The following is a 17,455-nucleotide window of genomic DNA, read 5'->3' on the forward strand; positions in this document are numbered from 1 at the left end:
TAATGGGGCTAATAAGCCTAATAAACCCAATAAGCCCAATAAGGCTAATAACAACAACTAAAAGAAAAGTTTATGCAATATCGTTCCCTTACCTTTGAAGAGATTGAGATACTCGAGAGCAATAGCTGCTGGGCAGAAGATTGGAGCCGAGTAGAGGTTGCGGAGGACGGATTTCAAGCGAAATTCTTCCACCGTGTCATGTTCTATGGTGACGTACAGTTGGGAAGTGTCCAGAAAGAAGTCGAGATAACAAAAGGCTTCGTCAAGCATTCTGGTATCAATGATGCAACCCTACGTAATGTGACCGTTGGTAACGACTGCCTTATTGAGAAGGTGGGGAATTATATTAATAACTATACTATCGGTGACGACTGCCTCATCTCTAACATCTCTGTCATGGAGACTACGGAGGGAGCTACATACGGAGAAGGTAACCTTATCTCGGTATTGAATGAGGTAGGCGACGGCAATGTGATCTTCTTCCACGACCTTAATAGCCAGTTTGCAGCCTTTATGGTGAAGCATTTCAACGACAAAGACCTCAAGAATGCTATCCGAAGACTGGTAAAAGAGGAGATTGCTCGTACCAATCCAGAACGTGGAACGATTGGCAACAATGTGAAGATTGTCAACACAAGGGAGATTACCAACACGGTTATTCAGGACGATTGTGAGATTTCTGGTGCAAGTCGTTTGAGCGATTGTACCATTCTCAGCTCTGAATATGCCAGCGTTTACATCGGTACAGGTGTCATCTGTGAGAACTCTATCATATCAGATGGGTCAAGTATCGTGAACAGTGTGAAGATGCAAGACTGCTTCGTGGGTGAAGCTTGTCAGATAAGCAATGGCTTCACAGCCTCACAGAGCGTCTTCTTTGCCAATTCCTTTATGTCAAACGGTGAGGCGTGCGCTGCTTTCTGCGGTCCGTTCTGTGCCTCACATCATAAGAGTTCACTGCTCATTGGTGGTATGTTCTCTTTCTATAACGCAGGTTCTGGAACCAACTTCTCTAACCATGCCTATAAGATGGGACCAATGCACTGGGGCATCTTGGAGCGTGGAACGAAGACTGCCAGTGGTAGTTATCTGCTCATGCCAGCAACGATCGGCACGTTCTCTGTATGTTTCGGTAAGCTGATGCACCACCCTAACACGACTGCCCTACCCTTCTCTTACCTCATTGCAGAGGCTGATAAGATGTATCTCGTGCCCGGTCGTAACATCACAACGGTTGGTCTTTATCGTGATATACGCAAGTGGCCAAAGCGTGATATGCGTCCACAGCAGACGCAGAAGAGTATTGTCAACTTCGATTGGCTATCACCTTACTCTGTTGGAGAGATTCTGCAGGGAAAGAAGATACTTGAGAATCTGCGACAGGCAAGTGGTGACAATGTTTCATCTTATAACTATCATGAATACGTTATCAATGCTACCAGTCTGCGAAAAGGTATCAAATATTATGACATTGCACTGCGCATCTACATGGGAGCGGTACTGAAACGTGCACACAAATGGGGCTTCTTTGGTAAGCCACAGACCGAAGTAGGACTCGGACGATGGGACGACCTCTCTGGTCTTCTGCTCCCTGTATCAGAAGAGCGACGCCTCATAGAGGATATCAAGAGCGGTAGCCTTGAAACCATAGAAGAGGTGGTTAACCGCTTCCGAGAGATTAACGAAAACTATCGTATCTATCAATGGGTATGGACCTATCGCATGATTCTGGAATACTACGGCATTAATGAGATTTCTCCCGAGGACGATGCACGCATCAAACAGGATTATATCGAGGCACGGCGTGCATGGATTGCAGAGATTAAAAAGGATGCCGAGAAGGAGTTTGAGATGGGCGATGTAGACAGAGAGGTCTTTGAATCGTTCGTTAATAGCCTTGATCATGAGGTTGATTTTGAGAATTAATCATTACATTCTCTACCCAATTATAACAATAAACAAATACTGATTGTATGAAAAAACATTTCCTTAACAGTACCCTCATGCAGGGGCTAAGCTTAGGACTATTGTTCCTATTTGCATCTGTGACGGCTTATGCGCAGCGTTACAGCTATGAGAGCATACCGAATGACCCGATGCAGACACGTATCTACACACTGAAAAACGGTCTGAAAATCTATCTTTCTGTCAACAAAGAGAAGCCACGTGTACAGACATATATCGCTGTGCGCACGGGTTCTCGCAATGACCCAAAGGAGACAACAGGTCTTGCACACTACTTAGAGCACCTTATGTTTAAGGGTACTACCCACTTTGGTTCATCTAATGTAGAGGCTGAACGCCCTTACCTCGACTCTATAGAGGCTCGTTTTGAGCAGTATCGTCATATCACTGACCCAGCTGCACGCAAGCAATGGTACCACCAGATTGACTCTATCTCACAACTTGCAGCTCGTTATAACATTCCAAACGAGTATGACAAGATGATGACTGCCATCGGTAGTGAGGGTACAAACGCTTATACTTCTAATGATGTAACTTGCTATGTAGAGAATATTCCATCTAATGAGATTGACACTTGGGCAAGAGTTCAGGGTGATCGTTTCCAGAATATGGTTATCCGTGGCTTCCATACAGAGTTGGAGGCGGTGTATGAAGAGTATAACATCGGTCTTTCAAGCGACTGGCGTAAAGTCTATGCAGCCCTCTTTGCAAAGCTCTTCCCTACCCACCCATACGGTACACAGACCACTATCGGACTTGGTGAGCACCTGAAGAATCCTTCAATCACCAACATCAAGAACTATTTTAACAAATACTACGTACCAAACAACATCGCTATCTGTCTTTCAGGCGACCTCGACCCAGACAAGACAGTAGCTTCGATTGAGAAGTATTTTGGCAATTGGAAGCCAAGCGCCCACATCGACGTCCCACAGTTCCCAGCTCAACCAGCCCTCACAGCACCCGTTGATACGACTGTTGTTGGTAAGGAAGCTCCTATGCTCTTCATGGGGTGGCGCGCTGAACCAAGCAATTCTCTGCAGCTGGACACATTAGAGATTGTAGCACAACTCTTGTCTAACGGACAAGCAGGACTCTTCGACCTCGACCTCAGCCAGAAGCTGAAAGTACAAGAGATAGAGGCTGGAGTGACCGATATGAACGACTACTCCGTCTTTTATGTCTATGGACAGCCAAAGAGTGGACAGACTTTGCAGGAGGTGCGCAGCCTTGCTTTATCTGAAATTGAGAAACTCAAGAAGGGTAACTTCTCTGATGATCTCTTGCCATCTATCATTAACAACTACAAGCGTTACTATTATACGCAGTTAGATAACAACCAGTTCCGTGCAAAGCAGTATGTGGATGCCTTCATCAACCACAAAGACTGGAAGCAGGAGGTGGATAAACTCAATCGTATTTCAAAGTTAACAAAGGCAGAGATAGTAAAGTTTGCTAATCAATTCTTCCGTAACGACTTCGCTTGTGTCTACAAGGAGCAAGGTAACGACACTACTATTAAGAAGGTTGAGAAGCCTACTATCACTCCAATCCCAACCAACAACGACAAGCAGAGTGACTTCCTCAAGGAGATTGTAAACACCAAGACAACTCCTATCCAGCCACAGTTTGTTAACTACAAGCGTGACCTTACCAAGGCAACAACACAGAAGGGTCTTCCTGTTCTTTATAAGCAGGACAAAACAAACGACCTCTTTACACTTTGCTTCGTAGTTCCTTACGGTGACGAACATAACCCAATGCTCAGCTATGCAGCTGGTTATCTTGATTACTTAGGTACTAATAAGCTCAGCAACGAGCAGATTAAGCAGCAGTTCTATAAGTTAGCTTGCGACTATAGCATCTCTGAAAGAAACGAAGTTTCATACATTACGTTAAGTGGTCTCAACTCTAACCTGCCTCAGGCACTTGCTCTGTTGAACAACTTACTCAACAATGCAAAGGTTGACAAGGAGGCTTACGACCTCTATGTAGAGCAGATTCTAAAGTCACGCAGCGATAACAAAGCCAACCAAAAGGCTAACTTCGCTGCCCTCAGAGATTATGCTACCTACGGAAAGTACAACCCTACTCGCAATATTCCAAGCGAACAGGTCTTGAAATCAAAGAATCCACAGGAACTCCTTAACCTCCTGAAGAACCTGAAGAACTATAAGATGACAGTGCTTTACTACGGTCCTTCAAGCCTGAAAGAGGTTGACCAGCTTGTCAGCAAGACTATCCAGACACCAAAGAAGTTCGCTGCAGTGCCTACTATCAAGCGTTATACCGAGGAGACAACACCTAAGAACGAGGTTCTCATTGCACCTTACGATGCGAAGAACATCTATATGGTTCAGCTCCATAACCAGAACCAGAAGTGGTCTGCCGACCGTGCCCCTATCATCGCCCTCTTCAATGAATACTTCGGAGGTGGTATGAATGCCATCGTCTTCCAAGAGTTGCGTGAGGCACGTGGTTTGGCTTATTCGGCTTCAGCCGTCTATGCATCTCCTTATCGTTTAGGAGGTAATGAGAGCTTCTACACCTACATCATCACACAGAACGATAAGATGATGGACTGTATAACAGAGTTCAACAAACTTCTCAACAACGTACCTGTACGCCAGAGTGGCTTTGACCTTGCCAAGCAAAGCTTGATGAAGAGCCTTGCTTCTGCTCGTACAACTAAGTACGCTATCCTCACCTCTTATCTTGCAGCACAGCGTTTAGGTCTTGACTGCTCATTGAGTGAAAAGATTTACAACGCTCTTCCAAGTCTGCAACTACAGGATGTTATCAACTTCGAGAAGGAGTATATTGCTAACAAGACCTTCAAGTATATCATCCTTGGTAACGAGAAAGAACTTGACCTCAAGGCATTAGAAAAGATTGCACCTATCAAGAGAGTGACAACAGAAGAAATCTTCGGCTATTAATAAACAGTAAGAAAAGAATACAAAAACATATTATAAACAAATAGAAAAAGCCCTGTCTGCCCTACCGATAAAGGGCAGACAGGTAAACAAAACATTATGGCAGAATTCAAGTATGCACCAATGTTCCAATTGGGCAAAGATGACACCGAGTATCGTCTGGTATCAAAGGAAGGTATCAGCGTTGGTGAGTTTGAAGGTAAAGAGATTCTGAAGGTAAGCAAAGAAGCACTTACTTTATTAGCACAGGAGGCTTTCCACGATTGTGAGTTCATGCTCCGTCGTGCACACAATGAGCAAGTTGCAAAGATTCTGACCGACCCAGAAGCATCAGAGAACGACAAGTATGTGGCACTCCAGTTCCTCCGCAATGCTGAGACAGCTGTGAAGGGTGTACTGCCTTTCTGCCAGGACACGGGTACTGCTATCATTCACGGTGAGAAGGGTCAGCAGGTATGGACTGGTTTTGAGGACGAGGAGGCACTCTCTCGTGGTGTCTTCAACACCTTTACACAAGAGAATCTCCGCTACTCACAGAACGCTCCGCTCAATATGTACGATGAGGTGAATACCAAGTGTAACCTCCCTGCACAGATTGACATCGAGGCTGTTGAGGGCGCTGAATATCGTTTCGTAATGGTAGCAAAGGGTGGTGGCTCTGCTAATAAGACCTACTTCTACCCTATGACCAAAGCTACTATCCAGAACGAGGGAACACTCATTCCTTTCCTCGTTGAGAAAATGAAGAGCCTTGGTACTGCTGCTTGTCCTCCTTATCACATCTGTTTCGTGATTGGTGGTACTTCTGCAGAGAAGAACCTCCTCACCGTTAAGCTCGGAAGTATCAAGTATTACGACAATCTTCCTACTACTGGCGACGAGACAGGACGTGCTTTCCGCGACATCGATCTCGAGGAGAAGCTCCTCAAAGAGGCTCATAAGATTGGTCTCGGTGCACAGTTTGGTGGTAAGTATCTTGCTCACGACATCCGCATCATCCGTCTGCCACGTCACGGTGCAAGCTGCCCTATCGGTATGGGTGTAAGCTGTTCTGCTGACCGTAACATCAAAGCGAAGATCAATAAGGACGGTATTTGGTTGGAGAAGATGGACACCAACCCAAGCGAGTTGATTCCAGAGGAGTACCGCAAGCCAGGAGAAGGTGCGAAGGGCATAGAAATCGACCTCGATAAGGGTATGGATGCTGTTCGTGCTGAACTGACAAAGTATCCTGTTTCAACACGTGTCAACCTCAAGGGTACCATCATCGTTGCTCGTGACATTGCTCACGCTAAGCTCAAGGCACGTTTGGATGCTGGCGAGGAATTGCCTGATTACATCAAGAATTACCCTGTCCTCTATGCAGGACCAGCCAAGACTCCAGAGGGATACCCATGTGGATCAATGGGACCAACCACTGCCAACCGTATGGACCCATACGTTGACGAGTTCCAGGAGCATGGTGGTTCACTCGTGATGATTGCTAAAGGTAACCGTACACAGGCTGTGACAGATGCCTGCCAAAAGCATGGTGGTTTCTACCTCGGTACTATCGGTGGTGTGGCTGCCGTTCTCTCACAGAGCAGCATCAAGAGTATTGAGTGCGTAGAGTATCCAGAATTGGGTATGGAAGCCGTTTGGAAGATTACCGTTGAGGACTTCCCTGCCTTCATCCTCGTTGACGATAAGGGTCATGATTTCTTCAAAGAGCTAAAGCCTTGGACGGGCTGCAGCTGTGAGAAGTAAGTTCTCCCAGCACATAAATCAGCTATACCAACGATACTATCAAGCGTAAATCGCAGGAAAGGATATCCCTTTTCCTAATGAAACATTGGTATAGCCTCATCTTACAAAGCGGTATAAGACGAACTTTTACAACGTCTTTATACCGCTTTTTCTTTTGCTCTTTTCTAAAAAACAAAGCCTCATCGGTTGCGAAAAATATTGACACATAATCGTCAGATTTCTCCCCCAAAAAGCCAATAATCACTTACATTTACCACCCTTGTAACCAACTCATAACCAAACACTTGCAAAACACGAAAGTAAAAGGTGCTTACTTGGACTCCAAAAGGGCGTTAGTAACACTCCAATTAACGCCCTTTTGAAAGCTAAAAGGGCATCTTTTAGAAGCCAAAAGAGCATCAATAAAAAAGCACTTTGTGAATTTATTTTACATTGTCCACGAAAGCTATAAACACAACTACTATCCCCCTCACATAATACGCAGCAAATTATTGAGCCAAATAGTTGCGCCGTATTGAATATTATTATATATTTGCGATATCTTAATCAATGAGCCCTATAAAGAAAAGAAACCAATCTGCAGAGGACTATCCCTAAACACGTTAAATTAATGATCATGAAATTATACGCTTTCTGTATCACATTCATGTTGTCACTGCTTAGTTGCTTTGGACAAGAGACACATATCATTGAACCGAGCATACTCGAAATCAGTTATCACACAAAGTATCTTAACAGTTATGATGACTATGCACTTAGGATAGGGAAAAATGTAAGTGAATACTTTAGCTATCATACTTTGCGCTTCGATTCCTTAGGGAGCAACCCTGAGACAGCTCTGGCGATAATTAATGAAAAGATAAAAGCTGCTCGCAATAATAATAAGACTACCCATAAGGTAGAAAGTCCTAATCATGGTGACTATCTTTATAGAAATCTTGAAGAAGGCAAAATGACAACCTACACACAGGTATGGGACTCTCATTATAAGATAACAGAAGACATACCCACACCGGAATGGGTTATTCACGAAGACAGTACACGAAATGTCATAGGCTTTAATTGCACGATGGCGACCACACATTTCCGTGGACGAGACTGGAAGGTGTGGTTTAGTGAGGAGATTCCTTTACCGCTCGGTCCGTGGAAATTAGGTGGACTACCCGGTTTAATCTTAGCTGCACATTGCGATGGCTATTTAGACATAATTGCAAGTAACATTAAAAGAGAACAATTGTCACCTGTCAAGTTTTATAATTTCTGGGAGAAAAAGTATAAGGATATAGACCGACTTTCTTATTTAAAAAAGGCTTCAGACCCTACGATCTATCCAAAGAATACAACCTTTTTCCCAAAAATGGAGTTAGAATAAGACATTACTGATGAAGAAATATATTATCTTATGTTTGCTTATCCTACTTGTACAGTCAATAAGTGCACAGAGGATTGTGGAAGGTGTCGTTACTGACGTTGGAGGACACCCTGTGTCTGCAGCTATTATCAAGACTGTAGATGCAACCACAAAAAAGACATTACATTTCTGTCAGACAGATACTAAGGGGAAGTTTACCATTACAGCACAAGAAGGTAATATTCTATCTATTTCAGCAATAAGCTATAAAAAGCAGGAACTAAAGGTTACAATGGATATGCCTACACAGCATATCACATTAGAGGAAGATACGAAAACGTTATCGGAGATAACTGTAAAGGCAAAACCAATTAAGATAAAAGGTGATACGATTCAATATCTACTCACTACCTATAAAAAAGAAGGAGACCGAACATTGGCTGACGTTCTTGCACGTGTCCCTGGCTTTGAGGTGAATAAAGAGAATGGCGAGATACAATACGAAGGTAAGTCTATCAGCAACTTCTATATAGAAGGTATGAATCTGATGGGAGGAAAATATGGCTTGGCAACAAAGTCATTGCCTCAAGAGGATGTCGCAACAGTAGAAGTAATGAAGCATCATCAACCTATCCGTGTATTAGATGATTTTACTTATTCTGACGATAATGCTATCAATATTAAGATGAAACAAGGAGCCAAGGCACGCTGGATGACGACCTATAGCGGTGGCATAGGACTAAAGAGTCATGGAGGATTGTGGAATTATGAAACCTTTGCCATGCGCCTGAAGCCTTCTTTTCAGACAATTCTCACCTATAAGACAAATAATATAGGCAAGAATATAAGGAGAGAGACGGACAAACTTTTAAGTTTTGATGAGCTACAAAGTCCTTTGTCAGCTATGCTCGCCCTTCCTTCTCCATCGCCTTTATTGCTCAAGGGGCGTTCGCTTTTCAACCGCTCACATGCTGTTAGTTTGAATGCGCTACAGCGTATAGATGAAAATTCTCAGGTAAGCGTGCAGATTACATTTGTCAATGACCGCAATGAGGCTACCTCTTTGCGCCATTCAGACTTTTATACAAATAGCGGTATAAAGACAATAGAAAACAGAAAACAGTATTTGGAGAAAAGTAATGACCTCTTTGCAAAGATAAAATACGAGAATAACGCTAAAAATCATTATCTTAAAAATGAGCTTTCTGGTGACTTTTCTTGGAACAAACAATGGCTGAATGAACAGGGGACTCATCCTCATAAGATGGTGGGTAATCTTCCGATTTATACATTAAAAGATAATTTCAGTATAATGAAGAAATATGGCAAACGCCTTGTTACTCTGCAATCAAAGAATATAATGGATATACGTCCGCAACAACTATATGTCGATTCGCTGGTGCAGTCTATTAATCAACATTACTATGAAACGAATACGGACATAAGAGGAAGTTTTAGAATAGGTAGATTTATTCTATCAGGACAAATAGGAGTAAATGCAGGAGAACACCGCTTCACTTCTGATTTAGTGGGCGTTCCAGATAGCGTAGGGCTGCTTATGGGTAAAAGTAGTTTTACCTTTGCAAGTTTCTATGCCAATCCGAGCATTGAATATATGGTGAAGGACCTTGATTTCACATTATCTGGCGATATGTCGTACAACCATTATAAGTATAGTTTAGATAATGGTCAGTCTAAAGTTTTATTCTCCCCTAACTTCCATATCAGATGGAACGCTACAGCAACATGGACATTCTCGGCTGATGCATCCATTAATACAATGCAGATTAATGCTGCCCAATTTTATCCAACTTTGGTACTGCAAGATTATCAATATATGAATAAAGGTCTGGCAGGCTATAATTTAAACAAAGAGAAAAGCGTAGGAATAGGAGTTGTTTATAGCGATGCTCTGAAAGGCACTTCTATACGATTACGCATAACAAAGTCGTTTGGAACCTCTCCTTATACATCAACCCAAGATTTTGTGGGCAACTATATCGTAGAATCACTGACACAAGGAGAAACAAAATACAATAGCTGGGGTATGTTCCTAATGGGTTCACAAGGCATAGGCTTCTTAAAAGGAAAGCTAAATGTAAAGGCTTTATATAATGCCATGAATAGTTATATGGTTCAGAATAGCCAACGAATGCCTTACGACACAAAGAACTTAAGACTTACCTCTGATCTTGATATTGGTTTAATAAAGGGTGTCGATATAAAATATAAACTTACTTATGGCTTTCATCAGATGAAGATGCCTGCTTTCGGAAAAACGTCTAATCGAAATAGTTGGAAGCATGAGGGAAGCCTTAGACTACCTCTTTGTAAGGTTTTAAGTTTGGAAACTTTGACGGAATACTATCATAACGAGATAGCACAAAAGAAGTTTAAGGATATGTTCTTTCAAGACTTCACTTTGATATTTAAAGCCAAACACTTCGACCTGAGTCTTGCGTGGAATAACGTCTTTAATAATAAGAGCTATAGCTATGGACTTAACAATACGCTTTCAAGTAGTTTTAGCAATCAAGACATTAGAGGTAGAGAGCTGATGCTTAGTTTCTATTATAAACCTTGATAACTAAGTTGTTTGATACTGCATAAATAAAATTAAGATAAGTTGAGATATGATAGACACCATTATAATACTGCTGATGAGCTTACCGCTGATTGTTCTCGGAAGCACTATTGGACCAGATTCTTCTATCAATTTTGGATCAAGAATACCGAAAGCGAAACTTAAAAGCGAGGAAGGACTTAAACGATTGAGGAGAATAAAGATAGCACTAATATTAGCAGGTAGCTTCATCCTTGTCGGTGGTTTCGCTTGCCTTGCCTTTCATTGGGAAGATTATCAACTTGTCGTCATACTCATTCCAGAAATCGCAGCTATCGTTTACATGCTGTTACAGCTGTACAAGATAGAGAAGAAGGGGAAGGGCTTGCTCGTACTCATGCTCTCTATCATTGTGATTTTAGGTATGATTCCCCTCATCGGGACCCTTCCAATCACAGGCAGCGATAATAATACGACGATTAGAAATGACACGTTGTTTATTGAAGGGTTATACGCTAAGGAAATACCGATAGCAAGTATTACACAAGTAGACGGCAACGCAACGGTGCCAGACATAAAGATGAGAACAAACGGAATGTCACTTGGCGAAATTAATGTGGGGCATTTCAAGACAAAAGAAGGGAAGAATGTGCTATTATACTTACATTCAGACGATACGAATGTGACACATATCAAGACAAAAAACAACGAAGACATCTACATTAACTTCAAAGATTCAGCCCTGTCGGTTGACTTCCCAAATAAGTTGAGAGCCGTATATCGCCAACCAACCAAAGGTAAGTAACGGCGTTACCTAAAACTCTCTGATGAGAAAGTATTCAGCGATTTAGAGCCTCGAACAGTAGGGGTTCTATCAGCTTTCACAGCCATATTGGTTTGTGAAAGTCGTTCTTGTACAATCATAATAAAGTGTAAATGCGTTAAACCTCTTATTTCCTGCATCTATTACAGTGTTTTTTAGTATCTTTGCAGAATAAATCCTTGCCAATAGGCAATGGACATAAGTATCAATTGACAATAATAAATCATACAGAGATAATCATGTTAATAGACTACAAGAAGGTAAACATATATCAAGATGAACGCTTAATTCTGAAAGATGTTGACTTTCAGGCAGAAACAGGAGAGTTTATCTATCTCATCGGCCGTGTTGGTTCGGGCAAGAGTTCGCTATTGAAAACCATCTATGGCGAATTGGATATTGACAGCGAAGATGCTGAGAAGGCTGTTGTTCTCGACGAGAGTATGCCTAACATTAAGCGTAGTCGTATCCCTGCACTCCGCAAACAGATGGGTATTATCTTCCAAGATTTCCAACTCTTGCATGACCGCTCTGTAGCAAAGAACCTCAAATTTGTCTTGCAGGCAACAGGTTGGACCAGCAAACAAAAGATTGAACGACGCATTGAAGAAGTGTTGGCACAGGTGGGTATGACCGACAAGAAGAACAAGATGCCAAGTGAACTCTCTGGCGGTGAGCAGCAGCGTATTGCCATTGCACGTGCCTTGCTGAACACTCCTAAGATTATTATTGCCGATGAGCCTACGGGTAATCTTGACCCAGAGACGGCTGCGAACATCGTTAGCATTCTCAAAGACTCATGCCAAGCAGGCACAACGGTTATCATGTCTACCCATAACATCAACCTCATTGACCAGTTCCCTGGTAAGGTTTATCGCTGTCATGAGGGCGAACTTCACCAACTCACCGACAAGAAAGAAGTTTGCGAATTAGCAGAAGAGACGGCTCCAGTAGAGACGATTGACGAGCCAGAACAAAACGATTAAGCGCATAGAACTCAGCATAAATCCACATTTAGAAAGATTGAAGATGATGAAAGTAATGAAATTTGGAGGTACATCCGTTGGTTCACCAGAACGTATGAAGGGTGTAGCTTCCTTGATAACAAAGTCAGGAGAACCTACATTTATCGTGCTCTCCGCAATGAGTGGAACGACAAACACACTGATAGAAATATCTGATTACCTCTATCGCAAGAATCCAGAGGGAGCAAACGAACTTATCAACAACCTCGAACAGAAATATCTTGGGCACGTTGAGGAACTTTACTCTACTGAGGAATACAAGCAGAAGACACGCCAGTTCTTGAATGAAGAATTCAACTACTTGCGCACCTTCACAAAGGATTTGTTCACTTCGTTTGAGGAAAAGAGCATCGTTGCACAGGGTGAAATCCTCTCAACCAACATGGTTGTAAACTATCTGCAGGAGCAGGGAATCAAAGCAACATTACTTTCTGCACTCGACTTCATGCGCACTGATAAGAATGCGGAGCCAGACAGTCAGTATATCAAAGAGCATCTGACAGCCATCATGGAAGCAAATCAGGGCTATCAGATCTATATCACACAGGGCTTCATCTGCCGTAATGCCTATGGTGAGGTAGACAACTTGCAGCGTGGTGGTTCTGACTATACCGCTTCACTTGTGGGTGCAGCTATCAACGCAGAGGAGATTCAGATATGGACAGATATCGACGGAATGCACAACAATGACCCACGTGTCGTTGAGAAGACAGAGGCTGTACACCAACTGAACTTCGAAGAAGCATCGGAGTTAGCTTACTTCGGTGCGAAGATTCTCCACCCTACTTGCGTTCAACCAGCTAAGTATGCGGGTATTCCTGTTCGTCTAAAGAACACGATGGACCCAGATGCAGAGGGTACTATCATCGATAACACATTGGTGAGAAGAAAGATTAAGGCTGTTGCAGCTAAAGACAATATCACTGCTATCAAGATTAAGTCAAGTCGTATGTTAGGTGCATCAGGCTTCTTACGTAAGGTTTTTGAAATCTTCGAGAGCTATCAGACTTCTATTGACATGATTACTACCAGTGAGGTGGGTGTATCAATGACCATCGAGAACAATAGCCATTTGGCTGAGATTGTTGATGAGTTGAAGAAGTATGGCACCGTAACCGTTGACACAGAGATGTGTATTGTCTGCGTTGTTGGCGACCTTGATTGGAGCAACGTTGGCTTTGAGACATTGGCAACTGACGCAATGAAGGATATCCCTGTACGTATGATTAGCTATGGCGGAAGCAACTTTAACATTTCTTTCTTGATTCGCGAGGAGGATAAGAAGCGTGCCTTACAGTCATTGTCAACCGTCCTCTTTAACTAAAGAAAGAACTGATAAATTTCACAATAAGTATTTATTGTAGGCACAAACGCCCTCGTCTGGTCATCACTGGGAGCAGACAATTGGACATGCGAGGGCGTAGATTTCCTCTACAACTCAGATAAACACCACTTCAGGAGACAAAACACATGGTACAGAAATTCCCTATAGATAAGTTCAAGAAGATTGAAACTCCGTTTTATTATTATGACTGTGACCTCTTGAGAGAGACACTACAGGCGATTAATAAAGAGTTGAAAAAGTATGAAAACTTCATCGTCCACTATGCTGTTAAAGCCAATGCGAACGCTAAGGTACTGAATGTTATCCAGCAGACAGGTATGGGAGCTGACTGTGTGAGTGGTGGTGAGATACAGCGTTGCTTAGACTGTGGCTTCCCAGCAGACAAGATTGTCTATGCAGGTGTGGGTAAAGCAGACTGGGAAATCAACCTCGGATTAGACCATGACATCTTCTGTTTCAACGTAGAGAGTGTGGCTGAGTTAGAGGTTATCAATGAGTTGGCAGCGAAAAAGGGTAAGACGGCAAACGTATGTTTCCGTATCAACCCTGACGTGGGAGCACATACACACGAGAAGATTACCACCGGATTAGCTGAGAATAAGTTTGGTATTGCCATGCAAGACATGCTACCTACCATCCTTGAAGCAAGCAGGATGCCGAACATTCACTTTATCGGTTTACACTTCCACATCGGTTCACAGCTGCTCGAAATGACTGATTTCCGTCATCTCTGCAGCCGTATCAACGAGATACAAGACGGTTTAGAGCAGGAGAATATAAAGATTAAGAATATCAATGTTGGTGGTGGATTGGGTATCGATTACGACAATCCTGACAACCATCCAATCCCTGATTTCAAGTCTTATTTCTATACCTTCGCACGCTATCTGAAACTAAGAGAAGGACAGAAACTCCACTTCGAATTGGGTCGTGCAGTAGTAGGACAGATGGGAAGTCTCATCACTCGCACCCTTTATGTGAAGCAAGGAACAGAAAAACAGTTTGCGATTGTCGATGCAGGAATGACCGACTTGATTCGTCCTGCTCTCTATCAGGCAAGCCATAAGATAGAAAATCTATCAAGCGATGGCGCTTTACACGCTTATGATGTGGTAGGACCGATTTGCGAATCGAGTGATGTCTTTGCAAAAGGAATCGAACTCAACACCGTTCATCGAGGCGACTTGATTGCGATGCGCTCTGCTGGAGCATACGGAGAAATCATGGCTTCGCAATATAACTGTAGGAAACTGCCTGTAGGCTATACCTCAGACGAACTATAATCCATAACGAAACGAATAAATGTTCACTTTTGATAATACGACCATCATCATCTCAGTAGTGTTGCTTTTAGTAGCATTGCTGACTTCTTTTCTCAATCCTTTCTTCCGAAAAGTAAGGATTGCAGAGTATGGTCTGCCAACTTCCACATCCGAAAGTGAAGAAATAAGTAAGGAAGATGAGCCTGTAGAGGAGGAGAAGGAAGCAATAACGGAGCTAAGTGTCACTGAAGAGCAACTCCCTACTTACCCTCCTATCACGATTATCTTCACTCCCCATGACAATGCACAGGAGCTTGCAAAGAACCTCCCACTCTATCTGAATCAGGACTATACAGCAGACTTTCAGGTGATTGTTGTGGCGCCACAGAATGATCATGAGACGAGTGATGTATTGAAACGCTTTGCATCTAACTCACATCTATACACCACCTTCATCCCTGAATCATCACGTTATATGAGCAAGAAGAAGCTTGCTATTACGCTTGGAGTGAAGGCAGCGAAGTACGATTGGGTGATAATGGCAGACATCTGTTGCTATCCAACGGGTGACAATTGGCTGCAAGCTATAGCCCGAAACTGTAAAGAAGGGAAAGATCTCGTGGTAGGCTACACTCGTTATGAGGACGAAACGCCTGCTTATCGACACTTCGAAAGACATTATTTGGCACGCTATTTTATGCGTGAATATCAGCATAATAAGTCCTATGCGTGTCCGTTTAATGCTTTAGCTTTCCGCAAAAGTCGTTTCTTAAGTGAGGAAGGATTCCGCGGAAACCTCAAATATATACGTGGAGAATACGACTTCATGGTAAACAAATATGCAAGTGGTAACAACCTTGTGTTTGAAAACTCGTTTGAGGGAACACTCATAGAAGAGGCACCAACAGAGAAGGTTTGGCTCGGCAAACACCTTTTCTATATGGAGAATCGCCAACACTTGCAACGTACATCACAGCATCGTTTCCTCCCGTATGTCGACCAAACGGCACTACATGGTAATTACTTCTTGCAGTGTATTGCACTTGCAGTCTCTCTCCTATTAGGTATGTGGACCATTTCTGTTGCTGCAGGATTATCCCTAATCATCTCTATCATTCTACACTTAGTTATTGGAAAGAAAGCACTGAGACGTTTCGATATAGAGATTCCAGCATGGAAGATTATCCCATACGAGATTGCTATCGCATGGAAGCACCTTGGTTATAAGTTGAAATACCATCGTGCAGACAAGTATGACTTCATATCTCACAAACTATAAATGCGCATCATCCATTACATAGACAGTATAAAGGCAGGCAATCTGCTTTCTGATTACCTTCTACGACTCACCACAGCACAGAAAGAATATGCTGATGTCAAGACGATTACACAACAAGGGGATTTCAAAAAGCTCCTTGCTGACTTCCAACCTGACATCGTTCATATTCATACCTGCTGGGAATATCAAGCTGCCACACACGCTAATTGGGCTACTAAGAAGCAGTGTGCAGTAGTGTTCTCACCGCATTGGGAACTCAATGAGAGAGCAAGAATGACCGAACAGAAGTATACTAAGACTGTGAAGACACTGCTCTATCAAGCGAAGATGGTGAGAGGAGTGGATGCGCTCCTTGTGAGTAGCGAGCAAGAAAGGCAAGACATTCTAAAGTTAGGATGGACCAAACGCATTGATATCGTACAAGACAGCGTTCTTAATAGTTCGTTGAGCGACGACGACATGGCGCTGCAAACGATTTCTTTCTATCGTAAAGTACTTGACACACGCTATCAATTCGCCATGACAGCAATGGAGAAAGATGCAATTCCAAGTCTGTTACACGTTGGCTTAGCACAAGAGACAACCCACAACCTCTTGCCCAGCGACCAACTTCTGAACCTCCGAAGTCTGAACCCAGAACAATGGCGAAGAATCTTCCTCTATGCTGATGACGAGGGAATAAGAGAGATTGTAGACAACTGTATCAGCCGTCTACAACTCAATGCACCCACGATTGACACTGCTGCCATACAGCGATTCCCACTCTTGTCACCAAAGGAAACAACCTCGGTTGACACAGATAAGCTGATAGGAAACCAGCCCATGACGCGACAGCGACTCAGTGACTACTCCAATGAGGAAGATGCTATCATCAAGAAGATAGCAACCATCATTGCAAACACTCGACAGATAGAGCGAAAGAAGAAACTTTCCCTACGTCTGTTGGCTGATTTATACACAGTTATAAAGTATAATGACTATGACGAAGACCGACTTGCAGACGCGCTCCGCCACCTTCGTCTCTATCGCTATTCATGTCGTATGATACAGCTCCTTGCCGAGAAGGTGCTTCTTAAAGAGGGATTCATGCCTGTCCCTCCACGTGATGATAGGAAAACAAAGGGCATCAAAAGAAATAATTTCGTACAAAGACATTAACG

Annotated in this window: 11 protein-coding genes; all 11 read left to right on the plus strand. The window is 43.0% G+C overall.

Features of this window, described 5'->3' with window-relative positions; translation table 11 throughout:
- The first annotated feature begins 72 nt into the window (after positions 1–72).
- Positions 73–1,926, plus strand: a complete 1,854-nt coding sequence (locus HMPREF1505_RS06615) for a DUF4954 family protein (RefSeq protein WP_036923824.1) — start codon at positions 73–75, stop codon at positions 1,924–1,926.
- Between the two features lie 47 nt (positions 1,927–1,973).
- Entirely contained in the window at positions 1,974–4,904 is a 2,931-nt protein-coding gene (locus HMPREF1505_RS06620; RefSeq protein ID WP_036923826.1) for a pitrilysin family protein, read from the plus strand.
- A 96-nt stretch (positions 4,905–5,000) separates the two neighbouring features.
- Positions 5,001–6,647, plus strand: coding sequence for a fumarate hydratase (locus HMPREF1505_RS06625; protein WP_013265368.1), 1,647 nt, complete (start codon positions 5,001–5,003; stop codon positions 6,645–6,647).
- A 610-nt stretch (positions 6,648–7,257) separates the two neighbouring features.
- The gene (locus HMPREF1505_RS06630) at positions 7,258–8,019 is read left to right on the plus strand and encodes a GLPGLI family protein (RefSeq protein ID WP_231480364.1); all 762 of its coding nucleotides are present in this window, start codon (positions 7,258–7,260) and stop codon (positions 8,017–8,019) included.
- 10 nt (positions 8,020–8,029) lie between these two features.
- Positions 8,030–10,582, plus strand: a complete 2,553-nt coding sequence (locus HMPREF1505_RS06635) for a carboxypeptidase-like regulatory domain-containing protein (RefSeq protein ID WP_036923828.1) — start codon at positions 8,030–8,032, stop codon at positions 10,580–10,582.
- 49 nt (positions 10,583–10,631) lie between these two features.
- Positions 10,632–11,366 (plus strand): PH domain-containing protein, encoded by a 735-nt coding sequence (locus HMPREF1505_RS13335; protein ID WP_197017506.1) that lies wholly within the window; start codon positions 10,632–10,634, stop codon positions 11,364–11,366.
- A 257-nt stretch (positions 11,367–11,623) separates the two neighbouring features.
- Positions 11,624–12,370 carry a cell division ATP-binding protein FtsE gene (locus HMPREF1505_RS06645; RefSeq protein ID WP_036923829.1) on the plus strand — a complete coding sequence of 249 codons (747 nt, stop codon included), beginning with the start codon at positions 11,624–11,626 and terminating at the stop codon, positions 12,368–12,370.
- Positions 12,371–12,416: 46 nt separating this feature from the next.
- Positions 12,417–13,733, plus strand: a complete 1,317-nt coding sequence (locus tag HMPREF1505_RS06650; RefSeq protein ID WP_036923898.1) for an aspartate kinase — start codon at positions 12,417–12,419, stop codon at positions 13,731–13,733.
- 146 nt (positions 13,734–13,879) lie between these two features.
- Complete coding sequence (lysA, locus tag HMPREF1505_RS06655) at positions 13,880–15,037, plus strand: diaminopimelate decarboxylase (protein ID WP_036923830.1); 1,158 nt, start codon at positions 13,880–13,882, stop codon at positions 15,035–15,037.
- A gap of 19 nt (positions 15,038–15,056) precedes the next feature.
- On the plus strand, positions 15,057–16,295 hold the full coding sequence (locus tag HMPREF1505_RS06660; protein ID WP_036923832.1) for a glycosyltransferase: 1,239 nt from the start codon (positions 15,057–15,059) through the stop codon (positions 16,293–16,295).
- Positions 16,296–17,453: a glycosyltransferase family 4 protein gene (locus HMPREF1505_RS06665; RefSeq protein ID WP_036923833.1), complete on the plus strand. Its 1,158-nt coding sequence runs from the start codon at positions 16,296–16,298 to the stop codon at positions 17,451–17,453.
- The last annotated feature ends 2 nt before the right edge of the window (positions 17,454–17,455 follow it).

This window comes from Prevotella sp. ICM33 (assembly GCF_000517825.1).
In the GTDB taxonomy this organism is placed as follows: Bacteria; Bacteroidota; Bacteroidia; order Bacteroidales; family Bacteroidaceae; genus Prevotella; species Prevotella melaninogenica.

Bases quoted from the DNA above. Each gene is read 5' to 3' on its own strand.
- HMPREF1505_RS13335 (WP_197017506.1), top strand. From the start codon at position 10,632: ATGATAGACACCATTATAATACTGCTGATGAGCTTACCGCTGATTGTT.
- lysA (WP_036923830.1), top strand. From the start codon at position 13,880: ATGGTACAGAAATTCCCTATAGATAAGTTCAAGAAGATTGAAACTCCG.
- HMPREF1505_RS06615 (WP_036923824.1), top strand. From the start codon at position 73: ATGCAATATCGTTCCCTTACCTTTGAAGAGATTGAGATACTCGAGAGC.
- HMPREF1505_RS06650 (WP_036923898.1), top strand. From the start codon at position 12,417: ATGAAAGTAATGAAATTTGGAGGTACATCCGTTGGTTCACCAGAACGT.
- HMPREF1505_RS06635 (WP_036923828.1), top strand. From the start codon at position 8,030: ATGAAGAAATATATTATCTTATGTTTGCTTATCCTACTTGTACAGTCA.
- HMPREF1505_RS06645 (WP_036923829.1), top strand. From the start codon at position 11,624: ATGTTAATAGACTACAAGAAGGTAAACATATATCAAGATGAACGCTTA.
- HMPREF1505_RS06665 (WP_036923833.1), top strand. From the start codon at position 16,296: ATGCGCATCATCCATTACATAGACAGTATAAAGGCAGGCAATCTGCTT.
- HMPREF1505_RS06630 (WP_231480364.1), top strand. From the start codon at position 7,258: ATGATCATGAAATTATACGCTTTCTGTATCACATTCATGTTGTCACTG.
- HMPREF1505_RS06620 (WP_036923826.1), top strand. From the start codon at position 1,974: ATGAAAAAACATTTCCTTAACAGTACCCTCATGCAGGGGCTAAGCTTA.
- HMPREF1505_RS06625 (WP_013265368.1), top strand. From the start codon at position 5,001: ATGGCAGAATTCAAGTATGCACCAATGTTCCAATTGGGCAAAGATGAC.
- HMPREF1505_RS06660 (WP_036923832.1), top strand. From the start codon at position 15,057: ATGTTCACTTTTGATAATACGACCATCATCATCTCAGTAGTGTTGCTT.